We start from the raw sequence: 12,232 nt of genomic DNA on the forward strand, positions 1-12,232 counted from the left end.
GTCGCACCGAAAAATGGCACATTGACGTACCTGCCCATGTGCACCCTCTGTCGTATGGAAACTCCCATGGCTATCAGCAATACCCAGGCTGCCACCCCATCCGTTGCCGCCCCGACGCAAAGCAGCCCGTTGGTCATGCGCATCATCGGCGCCGTGGCGCTGGCGCACCTGATCAACGATTTGATCCAGGCCGTGCTGCCCTCGATCTATCCGATGCTCAAGGACAGCTACGGCCTGACCTTCACCCAGGTTGGCCTGATCACCCTGACGTTCCAGTTGACCGCATCTTTGTTGCAGCCCTGGGTCGGCTATCACACGGATCGCCACCCCAAACCCTGGTTGCTGCCGGCCGGGACGGTGTGCACGTTGATCGGCATTGTGATGATGTCCATGGTTGGCAGTTTTGCCTTGATCCTATTGGCGGCGGCATTGATCGGTATCGGCTCGTCGACCTTCCACCCGGAAGCATCGCGGGTGGCACGACTGGCTTCGGGTGGGCGCTACGGGCTGGCGCAATCGACGTTCCAGGTGGGCGGTAACGCCGGCTCTGCCTTCGGCCCGCTGCTGGCGGCGGCGATCATCATTCCCTACGGGCAAGGCAATGTGGCCTGGTTCGGGTTGTTCGCCCTGTTTGCGCTGTTCGTGCTGTACCGCATCAGCCGCTGGTACGCCAACCACTTGAACCTGTTCAAGCTCAAGCAAGGCCAGGCGGCCACCCATGGCCTAACCAAGGGCCGGGTCTTGAGTGCGCTGGTGGTGCTGGGGCTGCTGGTGTTTTCCAAGTACTTCTACATGGCCAGTTTTACCAGCTACTTCACGTTCTATCTGATCGAGAAGTTCGACCTGTCGGTGGCCTCTTCGCAGTTGCACCTGTTCCTGTTCCTCGGCGCAGTGGCGGCGGGGACCTTTTTTGGCGGACCGATTGGCGACAGGATCGGGCGTAAGGCGGTGATCTGGTTCTCGATCCTCGGTGTGGCACCGTTCACCCTGATTCTGCCTCACGTCGACCTGCTGTGGACCAGCATCCTCAGCGTGGTCATCGGCTTCATCCTCGCTTCGGCGTTCTCGGCCATCGTCGTGTACGCCCAGGAGCTGGTGCCGGGCAATGTCGGGATGATCGCCGGCGTGTTCTTCGGGCTGATGTTCGGCTTCGGCGGGATTGGCGCCGCGCTGCTGGGGCATCTGGCGGACATCCGTGGCATTGAGTACGTGTATTGGTTGTGCTCGTTCTTGCCGTTACTCGGGGTGTTGGCGATTTTCTTGCCGAGGACTAAAAAAGTCTGATCCGCCTCCAGATGGCCGCTGGGTTTTATGCTGAAAAATCTTTTGATCAGAACGGTGACCGCCGCCATGGGTAAGCGTAAACGCAAGACACTGCCGAAGGATTTCGGTCAGTTGCTGGAACAGGCCTCGTTTGCCGAGCTGGTCGCCGTGTTCGATGCGTGCGAGCTTGAAGCCACTGGCGGCTACAGCAAAAGCACCGCGCTGGGCTTTTACAACTGTCCCGACGCACTGGCCCGCTGGTTGGTGGAGCAGGGCGCCGATATCAATGCCCGTGACACTTACCAACGAACGCCCCTGCACCATCGCAGTTCGAGTTGGATCGGGGGCATCGACCTGCTGCTGGATCTGGGTGCCGATATCGAGGCGCAGGATTACCAGGGCTACACGCCGTTGCATGCCGCGGCCAACAGCCACAAAGCCGAGGCCATCGCGGCCCTGATCCGCCGTGGCGCCAATGTCGATGCCAAGAGTCGACAGGGGCACGGAGTCCTGCATATTGCCCTGGCCACTACCCGCAATGCCGATATCGAAGCCACCGCGAAAATCGCCCAGACGCTGCTGGCGGCAGGGCTGCAATGCGATGACGGTATGCTCGCTGAAGTGCAGCGCATCGGCCGTGAATTCGAATTTCACCGGGCCTCTTTCAACCCGGATTACCTCGAAGCAACGGACGCTGCCCTGACCCGTCTCTATCGCCTTTTCGACGTCGCGCCCGTTGCTTCTCGCAAGGTTCACGACGGTCAGGCCGCCATCGTCGTGACGGCCAGTGGTTGGCCAGACCAGCATCAACAATTGTGGGAGCTGCTGGTGCCATCCTCTGGTGCCGCAGCGACGGTGCAGGGTGAGGTGATCCGCATCAGTGGCCGTATCTCCCGAGAGATTCACCACAACGGATCGGCCAACTGGGACGCCGATTTCAAAGCGATGTTGGTGGCTCTGGTTGACCATCTGGGCAGCGCCGTGCCCTTGCCTGAGGCCGACCTCGCGGAAGCCCGGGCGATGGCTGCTGTTTTGCGGGGGGGCAACGATAACGCCGAGCAGACTGATCGTCTCTGTGAGTTGGCCGTGCGTTGGGTCATCGCCAACCCGCAACCGGTGCCATTGGCGGCACCTTCCTACAGCAGGTGACGCGACGGCGCGTCCCGCCTTTTCAGGAGCGAATAGCCCGGCGTGACACCTCGTGCGTCGATGTTGAATTACGACCAAAGTACTGTTTTGTATAACGCCTAAGTTCGATTTTGTATAAAACTCGACCGTGTTAATTTGTGGCTGTGGTTATTGGTCTGAATGGATTCTGCGAAATTGTTCAAGCGTAACCCCAGGGTTACTGGAAAAGCAGGGATCGCGCATTCTTTCCACCTATCGCCCTTATTGCCCTGGCACCTAAGGCCTTCGGTTCTTGATTTGAATACCTCTAGCTGCTTTTCAGGCGGATAGAGCGGATTTACGCCCCAACCTGCCACGATTCAAATACTTATAAAGCGCTGTATCGCTGTGCCCTTTCAAGGCGATTGTCTTGTGGACAGCGTAAACAGCCGTGATCGATTGTTATTTGCCGCGTCGTGCACAAGTTAGAGACCGTCGTCTTTAGCGTTGGCAATAAATAGAATCAGGCAGGGGATGATATGAAGTTCAAGTCATTGCAGGCACGCATTTGTGTCACGGCAGGCATTTGCCTGTTTGTTTCATCCATCAGCCTGGTTGTCTACGGGCTCTTTACCGCTCGAACCAATGAGCAATTCGTCGCTTCCGAAGTCTCGGGGCTGGTTGAAAAATCAACGATCCGGGAAATCCAGAACCTGGCCGAGTCCCGTGCCAATGCCATCCAGGCCAAGCTGCAGAATGCGCTGGACGCCGCCCGCACCATGGCCAACACCTTTGCCGCCAGCAAGGCCGCGCAAAGTCCCTTGGCGTTGGGGCGTGAGCAGATCAACAGCGTATTGCTCAGCGTCCTCAAGGATAACCCGGACTTCAACGGCACCTACTCCTGCTGGGAACCCAATGCGTTGGACGGCCAGGATCCGGCGTTCCGTAATGCTACCGATGGCAATAATCCCCTGACGGGACGCTTCACGCCTTACTGGACTCGCAGCGCCGACGGTCATGTCGCGGTGCAGCCATTGGTCGAGTATGACTCCCCGGATCGTCATCCCAACGGCGTGCCCAAGGGCGGCTGGTACAGCGGCCCGCGCGACACCCTGAAGGAGAGCGTGCTCGATCCCATTCCCTATGTGGTCCAGGGCAAGAACGTCTGGCTGACCACCCTGTCGGTGCCAATTGTGGCCAACGGCAAATTCTACGGTGTGGTCGGGGCTGACTTCGATATCGCCTTTATCCAGAAACTCAGCGAACAGATGTCTGCCGAGCTCTACGGCGGCAAAGGCACGGTTTCGATCCTGAGTAACCAGGGCTTGGTGGTCGCGGACAGCCAGCGCACCGACCTGATCGGGCAATCCATCAAGGCTCTGTTGCCTGAGTCTTGGGAAAAAGTGCTCAGCGATATCCAGGGCGGTCGGGGTGACGGCCTGCTCAATCCGCAAACCCAGAATATCGAAGTGCTGATGCCCATTGCCCTCGGTCGCACAGGCAAGCCCTGGGCGGTGTTGATTCGTTTGCCCAAGGCCGTGGTCATGGCCCAGGCCATCGCCTTGGAGCAGGAGTTGCAAGCGCGCAGTATCAGCAACAGCATCTGGCAAGTGTCGGTAGGGCTGGGCATTTCCCTGTTGGCGTTGGTCGCCCTCTGGTTCGCCACGGCGAAAATCGTCGGGCCGATCCGCGAGGCCGCTGCGTTGGCCGCCAACATCAGCCTGGGCGATTTTTCGCGCCGCTTGGTGCAGCAATCCGAGGATGAGGTCGGGCAACTATCTGCCGCACTCAATGACATGTCCGAAAGCCTGCAACGGCAGGTGAGGGTGGCCGAGCGTATTTCCGAAGGTGATCTGGACCTGGAGGTCCGCTTGTCGTCGCCCCACGATACCCTTGGCAAGTCACTGGAGAAGATGGTCAGCAACCTGAACCAACTGATTTCCGAGGTGCAGACCAGCGCCACCCAGATTACCGGCAGCTCGGCGCAGGTCACCGATCTGAGCCAGTCGTTGTCCGATGGTGCGTCGAACTCCGCGTCGTCCATTACCGAAATCAGCGCGGTGATGACGCAAATGGCTGCGCAGACCCGGGATAACGCCGCCAACGCCAAGAAAGCCGATGAGCAATCCCAGGCATCACGGGCCGATGCGGGGGAGAGCGATAAGTTGATGAGCGAGCTGATTGCCGCGATGGCTGAAATCGATAACTCGGGCAAGGACATCACCGCGATCATCACCACCATCGACAATATTGCCGCTCAAACCAATCTGTTGGCGCTGAACGCGGCCATCGAAGCCGCCCGGGCGGGTGAGCTTGGGCGCGGTTTTGCCGTCGTCGCCGACGAAGTACGCAGCCTGGCCGCCCGCAGCGCCGAGGCCGCCCAGCAGACGGCGGCATTGATCGCCGATTCATCGAGCAAGACCCAGCGCGGCATGATCATCGCCGGCCGGACCGCCGAATCGCTGAAAAACATCGTTCATGGAACCAGCGCGGTTTCCAACCTGGTTTCGCTGATCTACCAGGCCTCCAGCGAGCAGGCTTCGGGTTTGCAGCAGGCCAGCATCGGCTTGGAACAGATCGATGAAGTCACGCAGAAAAACCAGTCCAACTCGCAAGAGTGCGCGGTGGCGGCCAAGGATCTTTCGGAGCGAGCCTCACTGATGCAGCGTGTGTTGGGACGTTTCAAAGTCAAAAGGGGTGGGCTAAAGCACAAGACTTCCGATTGAAAAAGCGGATAATGGCCGCCTATTTTTTGCTCGTGATGCTGGTAATCCCGTATGGAAATCAAGGTCAACTTTCTCGACAACCTTCGACTTGAAGCCAAGTTTGATGACTTTACGGTGGTGGCCGATCAACCTATCCGCTACAAGGGCGACGGCTCGGCCCCCGGGCCGTTCGATTACTTCCTGGCTTCGTCGGCGTTGTGCGCGGCTTACTTTGTGAAGTTGTATTGCCAGACACGCAATATTCCCACCGATAACATTCGCCTGTCGCAGAACAATATTGTCGATCCCGAAAATCGCTACAACCAGATCTTCAAGATCCAGGTCGAGCTGCCGGCGGATATCAGCGACAAAGACCGCCAAGGCATTTTGCGTTCCATCGACCGTTGCACGGTGAAGAAGGTCGTGCAAGCCGGGCCTGAGTTTGTCATTGAAGAGGTGGAAAACCTCGACGCCGATGCCCAGGCGTTGCTGATGCCGAACTTGGTTTCCCAAGCCGGCACCTATATCGCCGGCAAGGACCTGCCGCTGGAGCAGACCATCGCCAATATGTCGGGCATTTTGGCGGACCTGGGCATGAAGATCGAGATCGCTTCGTGGCGCAATATCGTGCCCAATGTGTGGTCGCTGCATATTCGCGATGCCCACTCGCCGATGTGTTTTACCAATGGCAAGGGCGCGACCAAAGAGAGCGCACTGGCGTCGGCGTTGGGCGAGTTTATCGAGCGACTGAACTGCAATTTTTTCTACAACGATCAGTTCTGGGGCGAAGACATCGCCAACGCGGCGTTTGTGCATTACCCGGACGAGCGCTGGTTCAAGCCTGGCCGTAAAGATGCGCTGCCAGCGGAAATCCTCGACGCGTACTGCCTGAACATCTACAACCGCGACGGCGAGCTGCGAGGCTCCCACCTGATCGATACCAACTCGGGTAATGAAGAGCGCGGCATCTGCTCGCTGCCGTACGTGCGCCAGTCGGACGGCGAGGTGGTGTATTTTCCGTCCAACCTGATTGAAAACCTGTTCCTGAGCAACGGCATGAGCGCCGGTAACACGCTGGCCGAAGCTCAGGTGCAATGCCTGTCGGAAATTTTCGAGCGCGCGGTCAAACGCGAGATCATCGAAGGTGAATTCGCACTGCCGGATGTACCGGCCAACGTGCTGGCGAAGTACCCGGGAATCATGGCCGGTATTCAGGCGCTGGAAGAGCAGGGGTTCCCGGTCCTGGTGAAGGATGCCTCCCTGGGGGGCGAATTCCCGGTGATGTGCGTCACGTTGATGAACCCGCGTACCGGCGGTGTGTTTGCCTCGTTCGGCGCACACCCGAGCCTGGAAGTGGCGCTGGAACGCAGCCTGACCGAATTGTTGCAGGGCCGCAGTTTCGAAGGCCTCAACGACTTGCCCCAGCCGACGTTTGAAGGTCATGCGGTGACCGAGCCGAATAACTTCGTCGAGCACTTCATCGACTCCAGCGGCGTGGTGTCGTGGCGCTTCTTCAGCGCCAAGTCAGATTACGAATTCGTGGAGTGGGACTTCTCCGGCCAGGGTGAAAACTCGAATGCCGAGGAGGCCGCGACCTTGTTCGGCATCCTCGAAGGCATGGGCAAGCAAGTGTACATGGCGGTCTACGAGCATATCGGCGCGAAAGCGTGCCGCATCCTGGTGCCGGGCTATTCGGAAATCTATCCCGTGGACGATCTGATCTGGGATAACACCAACAAAGCGCTGTTTTTCCGCGCCGACATCCTGAACCTGCATCGCCTGGACGAAGACGAACTGCAAGCGCTGGTCGAGCGTCTGGTGGAAAGCGAGCTGGACGACTACACCGACATCACCACCTTGATCGGCATCGAGTTCGATGACAACACGGCTTGGGGCCAGTTGACGATCCTGGAGTTGAAGCTGCTGATCTATCTGGCCCTGCAGCAGTTCGAAGAGGCGAAGGAAGCGGTGGAAACCTTCTTGCAGTACAACGACAACACGGTTGAGCGCGGGTTGTTCTACCAGGCCGTGAATGTGGTGCTGGAGATGAAGCTGGACGAAGACCTGGAACTGGAAGACTACGAGGCCAATTTCCGTCGGATGTTTGGCAACGAGCGGATGGATGCGGCGATCGGCTCGGTGGACGGCAGCGTGCGCTTCCATGGCTTGACGCCGACCAGCATGAAGCTGGAGGGTCTCGATAGACACCTGCGCCTGATCGACAGCTACAAAAAACTGCACGCGGCGCGGGCCAATGTGTCGGCTTTATCTTCCGGGCTCGCCCCGTCGCTTGGCTGAATCTGAGCACTTGCATAGGGTTCGGTTTTTTCCGAACCCCGAGATTCAGTCAAACGGAACGAAATCGCAGGATCTGCGCGCCGTCGAAAGGGTCGATCAGGTAATGGGCGTGCACGCCGAACGTATCCTGCAAGCGTTGCGGGGTCAGCACCTCCAGTGGTTTGCCGAGGGCCACCAGCCGGCCCCGTTCCAGTACCGCCAGGCGATCACAGGTCAACGCCTGGTTCAGGTCATGCAGGGCGATGACCGTCGTGACAGGTAGCGCTTGCACTACTTTCAGGATGGCGAGCTGATGCTGGATATCCAGGTGATTGGTGGGTTCGTCCAGCAATAGAATCTGCGGGCGTTGGGCCAGGGCCCGAGCGATGTGAACGCGTTGGCGTTCACCGCCGGACAGACTGTGCCAGGTGCGGTTTTTCAAGTGCGCCGCATCGACGTCCCACAGCGCCTGCTGGACGATGGCGGCGTCTTCGTTTGACCACGGACTCAAGGCTGATAGCCACGGCGTTCGGCCCAAGGCAACGGCGTCGAACACGCTGATCGCATCCAGTGTGTCGGCCTGTTGCTCAACCACGGCCAGGGTCTGCGCGACGGTTCGCCGTGCCAGCGTCTTGAGGGGCTGGTTGTTGAGCTGAATGTCGCCCCGGCTGGGGGCGCGCACGCCCGCCAGCAGTTTGAGCAGTGTGGATTTTCCCGAACCGTTGGGCCCGACGAGGCCCAGGGTTTCGCCTCGGCGGATGTCCAGGTGGATATCGTGCAACAACTCGGCGTCCCGCACATGGAACCCGAGGGCGGAACAACTCAGCACGGATTCGCCGATAACAGAGGTGACGGCATTCATCGGGCATTTCTCCGACCGATCAGGATCAACGCGAACACCGGAGCACCCACCAGTGCAGTGATGACGCCGACCGGGATGACTTGGCCTTTGATCAGCGTTCGCGAGAAGACATCGGCGGCGATCAGGAACACCGCGCCACCCAACGCGCTTGCTGGCAACAGGCGCGCATGCCGGGTCCCCAGCAACAAACGCACGGCATGGGGAATGACCAACCCGACGAAACCGATGGAGCCCACAATCGACACCATCACCGCTGTCACCAGTGCCGCGCAGCTGATCAGCAGAAATTGCACCCGGCGTACCGGAATGCCAAGGGAGGCGGCCGAGTCGGCGCCAAAGGTAAAGGCGTCCAGCGCCCGCCGGTGCCACAGGCACACCGCGAGACCGATCAATGCCACGGGCACCGACAACCACACCGACGGCCAACGGACCCCACTGAGATTTCCCAGTAACCAGAACATGATGCCGCGAGCTTGTTCGGAACTGGCGGACTTGGTAATCAGAAACGCGGTGAGCGCATTGAACAACTGCGAGCCGGCAATCCCGGCCAGGATGATCTGCCCGGTGCCAGCGGGTGAGCGACTGGCACGGGCCAGCAAAACGACCACGGCGAACGCGGCAACGGCCCCGGCAAAGGCCCCGACCGACAACGAAATCAGCCCCGCCCCAATGCCCAGCAGCGCCACCAGTACCGCGCCTGTCGAGGCGCCGGCGGAGATGCCGAGCAGGTAAGGATCGGCCAACGGGTTACGCAACAGCGATTGCAAGATCACCCCGCAGGTCGCCAGGCCCGCACCGCAGGCCGCCGCCACCAGCGCACGGGTCAGCCGGTAGTTCCAGACGATGCCTTCGTCTATCGGGTCGAGGGCATAACCTGCGGCCCACAGTTTGTTGGCCAGCACCTGGAACACCACACTCGGCTCGATACTCGTCTCGCCGATGGCCACGCCGGCAATCACTGCCAGGAGCAGCGCCGCCAACGCCAGCAACGTTCGAATCAGCGTCGGAATCATTTCGGCAGGTCGTAGCCGCTGATGGCCGTCGCCAGGGTTTCCAGGCCGTCGAACATTCTGATGCTGGCTTGCATGGCCATCGCATCGAGAATGATGATGCGGTTGTTTTTCACCGCGTCCATATTGCGGGTCACCGGGTCACTGCGCAGGAATTGCAGCTTCTTTTCATGGTCATCAGCCGGAAAACGTCGGCGATCCATGCGGGCGATGACCAGGAAGGTTGGGTTGGCCTTGGCGATGGTTTCCCAGCCGACGGTCGGCCATTCCTCATCGGACTCGACCACGTTGCGCACGCCCAGGGTACTGAGCATGAAGTCAGGAATGCCCTTGTGCCCGGCCACATAGGGGTCGATGTCCAGACTGGCGCTGGAGAACCAGAACAGCGCACTCGTCTGCTTCAGATCCTTGGCCTGCACCGTGGCGATAGACTTCGCCAGGCTGGCCTTGAGTTGGGCGTTCAACTGCTGGCCACGCTCCTGTACGTCGAAGATTTCAGCCAACTGGCTGATGCTCTTGTAGATGCTGTCGATGCGAAACGCCTCCAGCCGCGTGCCGTCCGCACCGACCAGATTATCCTTGGCTTCGCAATCGGAGGGCATCAGGTAGGTCGGGATCTTCAGTTCGTGAAACTGCTGGCGGGTACCGACCACGCCTTGCGGCCCGACCATCCATTCCAGTTCCACCGCCACCAGTTGCGGACGTTTGCCGATCACCGCCTCGAAGCTCGGCTCGTTATCGGCCAGGCGTTCGATCTTGTCGTTCTGCGCCTTGTATTTCATCTGCACATCGTTGAACCAGAGCGAAGTGCCGACCACCTTGTCGCTCAACCCCATGGCATAGAGCATTTCAGTGCCGGCCTGGCCGATGGTCACGGTGCGACTGGGCGATTGCTCGAAAGTCAGCGTGCTGCCGCAGTTCTCGAGGGTCAGGGGGTATTGAGTCGGGGCCGCGTGGGCGAGGCTCGGCAGACCCAGGGCAATGACGAGGGAGGTAAGGCGGGGCAGCAGCATGATGCAAACTCCAGTTGACCGTACACGGAGCAGGGGACGGACTGGAAAACACATCATCGAACGTTGCCGCTGAAGCACTGAAGTGCCGATCGGCCCAGTGACGCGCAACGCAAGGATGCCCTTCCCGGACACCCCGCCGGTTAGTGATTGACTTGGCCGGCAGGTCTCCTGACTGATGCGTCATCGCCTGGCTCCAGCCTTCCCGGGGCGATCCCAGTGGCCATTGAGGAGCAGACTCAGCACCTACAGTTGCGGGGGCAGTTCCGTTTGATGCCGTGCGAGGCATCTCGGATTCCCTATTAGTCCCGTGGGGGAACCGGCGCTGGGCATGGTAGTCGATCAGGGTGTTTATCACCACTCGCCACTGGGAGGCCTTCCCCTGGCATCGTACGATTGCGGGAATGATTTTCGGGAGGTGCGGCATAGCGCCGCTTCTTGCTATTCTGGTCGCCCTCTTCATGGACGAACACTGAGACAAACCATGGCTAACTACACCCCGTCACACATCGGGAAGATATTGCTGGGCCTGCTGTTTGCCCTGATTGGTATCGGTTTGTTGAGCATTGCCATCAATCTCACGCTTGAGCGACGCGAGTTTCTCGACCGCGCACAGACCGCCGATGGCATCGTCAGCCACTTGAATGCCGGTGGTTCGCATCCTGAGATCGCCTTCACTACGAGCAGTGGTGAAAAAATCTCCTACCCCCAGGGCGGCTTCATTTTCGGCTATCAGCAGGGTCAGCCGGTGCGGGTGCACTACCTGCCCGAGCAGCCTGCCAACAGCGCCATCGTCGATGACTCGGCCGCGCTGTGGGGCACTTCCGGGGTCCTGGGTCTTATCGGTCTGGTGTTCACGCTTGTTGGTCTGGCAAAAGCTATCCGTCAGCGCGGTCGCGGTGCGGTTCATTCACATAAAGGACTTTAACGTATGAGCTACAACATCCCGATCCCGGTCAATGAAAGTCGCTGGCAGTATCAGACCGCCAGCGGCGGCGGTCTGACCGTGGTCATGGTGGCGGGCAGTGGCGGTTCGATCATCCTGCGTTCGCCCGAGGGCGAGGACGTCAGCTACCGCTACGGCGGCGTTGGAGTAGGTGCCGGATTTGGCGCGCGGCTGCCGCGTTTCGGCAAGATCAATATCCAGATCAAGGGCAAGGGTGTGGCTGCGGCCGGCGCGGCGGAGGCGTTTCCCAGCACCGGCAAGGTGTTTGTCAGCGATGCCTTGGTCGCTCGCGACCTGACCAGTGACGACATCACCGGACCTTGCATGTACACCGAAGTAGGGGTGGGCCTGGGAATCGGCGGCTCGGCCACGGCGCTGTTGTTCGGGCTTGATCCCAAGTTGCTGGCGTTGTCGATGGCACTGAGTTCCAATCCGGCGACCTCGCTCATCGCTGCCACCCTGGTCAACCAGCGGCTGGCGAAGTCGGCCAAGGGGGCGGTGGTCATGGCCGGTATAAACGCTGGCCTGCAGGCCGGTGGTGGCGCTGCGATTTACATCGGTTATCTGTTCTAGTCGGATTGTGGAGTAATGCCACGGCTATCCCGGCATGCATGCCGGGATGCCCACTCCACAATGCCTGCGTTCGGCCAGCGTGGTTAACGGGGCGCCCCAGATCAAGATCAAAAGCGAGGCGGCCTGACAGCCGGCCTGGCTCTCCCGCTCGTACACCTGTCAGATCTGTGGGAGCAAAGCTTGCTCGCGAGGCGGCCTTATAGCCGACCTGGCTCTTCCGGTCCTAGTGCGATCCCATTGTGGGAGCGAGCTTGCTCGCGAAGACGGCGGTACATCCAACGCTGATGCAAGCTGATCCACCGCTATCGCGAGCAAGCTTTGCTCCCACAGGGATTTGCAGTGGCCGAAAATCTGTAGATCGTCAGCGACCCAATGCGTGCGAGCTTGCTCGCGAAGGCGAGGGTACATTCAACGCAGATGCAAGCTGATCCACTGCTATCGCGAGCAAGCTTTGCTCCCACAGGGATTTGCAGTGGCCG

The 12,232-nt window shown here is 59.9% G+C and carries 9 protein-coding genes, 1 pseudogene and 1 riboswitch; of the genes and pseudogenes, 7 read left to right on the forward strand and 3 right to left on the reverse strand.

Going from position 1 to position 12,232, the window contains the following annotated elements:
- The first annotated feature begins 66 nt into the window (after positions 1-66).
- From IB266_RS30110 to IB266_RS30125, 5 genes and pseudogenes are all read left to right on the forward strand, one after another.
- On the forward strand, positions 67-1,284 hold the full coding sequence (locus IB266_RS30110; protein ID WP_192264362.1) for an MFS transporter: 1,218 nt from the start codon (positions 67-69) through the stop codon (positions 1,282-1,284).
- A gap of 66 nt (positions 1,285-1,350) precedes the next feature.
- Positions 1,351-2,412 carry an ankyrin repeat domain-containing protein gene (locus tag IB266_RS30115; RefSeq protein ID WP_192264365.1) on the forward strand — a complete coding sequence of 354 codons (1,062 nt, stop codon included), beginning with the start codon at positions 1,351-1,353 and terminating at the stop codon, positions 2,410-2,412.
- A gap of 737 nt (positions 2,413-3,149) precedes the next feature.
- Positions 3,150-4,172 (forward strand): annotated as a pseudogene (locus tag IB266_RS31335) (HAMP domain-containing protein); the annotation flags it as partial.
- A gap of 111 nt (positions 4,173-4,283) precedes the next feature.
- Complete coding sequence (locus IB266_RS31340; protein ID WP_404942838.1) at positions 4,284-5,096, forward strand: methyl-accepting chemotaxis protein; 813 nt, start codon at positions 4,284-4,286, stop codon at positions 5,094-5,096.
- A 51-nt stretch (positions 5,097-5,147) separates the two neighbouring features.
- The gene (locus tag IB266_RS30125; protein WP_192264370.1) at positions 5,148-7,373 is read left to right on the forward strand and encodes an OsmC domain/YcaO domain-containing protein; all 2,226 of its coding nucleotides are present in this window, start codon (positions 5,148-5,150) and stop codon (positions 7,371-7,373) included.
- 49 nt (positions 7,374-7,422) lie between these two features.
- On the opposite strand, the gene IB266_RS30130 is transcribed toward IB266_RS30125, so the two are convergent.
- The 3 genes from IB266_RS30130 to IB266_RS30140 are packed head-to-tail and all read right to left on the reverse strand — an operon-like array spanning position 7,423 to position 10,237.
- Positions 7,423-8,214, reverse strand: coding sequence for an ABC transporter ATP-binding protein (locus tag IB266_RS30130; protein WP_192264373.1), 792 nt, complete (start codon positions 8,212-8,214; stop codon positions 7,423-7,425).
- Positions 8,211-9,227 carry a FecCD family ABC transporter permease gene (locus tag IB266_RS30135; RefSeq protein WP_060740642.1) on the reverse strand — a complete coding sequence of 339 codons (1,017 nt, stop codon included), beginning with the start codon at positions 9,225-9,227 and terminating at the stop codon, positions 8,211-8,213. The genes IB266_RS30130 and IB266_RS30135 overlap by 4 nt, the downstream gene beginning before the upstream one ends.
- Positions 9,224-10,237 carry an ABC transporter substrate-binding protein gene (locus IB266_RS30140; RefSeq protein WP_192264377.1) on the reverse strand — a complete coding sequence of 338 codons (1,014 nt, stop codon included), beginning with the start codon at positions 10,235-10,237 and terminating at the stop codon, positions 9,224-9,226. Before IB266_RS30140 ends, IB266_RS30135 begins: the two co-directional genes overlap by 4 nt.
- Positions 10,238-10,377: 140 nt before the next feature.
- A riboswitch (cobalamin riboswitch) is annotated at positions 10,378-10,573 on the reverse strand.
- Between the two features lie 145 nt (positions 10,574-10,718).
- Between IB266_RS30140 and IB266_RS30145 the strand changes: the two genes are divergently transcribed.
- Positions 10,719-11,162 carry a DUF3592 domain-containing protein gene (locus tag IB266_RS30145; protein WP_192264380.1) on the forward strand — a complete coding sequence of 148 codons (444 nt, stop codon included), beginning with the start codon at positions 10,719-10,721 and terminating at the stop codon, positions 11,160-11,162.
- Positions 11,163-11,165: 3 nt separating this feature from the next.
- Positions 11,166-11,753: a hypothetical protein gene (locus tag IB266_RS30150; RefSeq protein WP_192264383.1), complete on the forward strand. Its 588-nt coding sequence runs from the start codon at positions 11,166-11,168 to the stop codon at positions 11,751-11,753.
- The last annotated feature ends 479 nt before the right edge of the window (positions 11,754-12,232 follow it).

The organism is Pseudomonas sp. Pdm06 (assembly GCF_014851795.1).
GTDB lineage: Bacteria > Pseudomonadota > Gammaproteobacteria > Pseudomonadales > Pseudomonadaceae > Aquipseudomonas > Aquipseudomonas fluorescens_AA.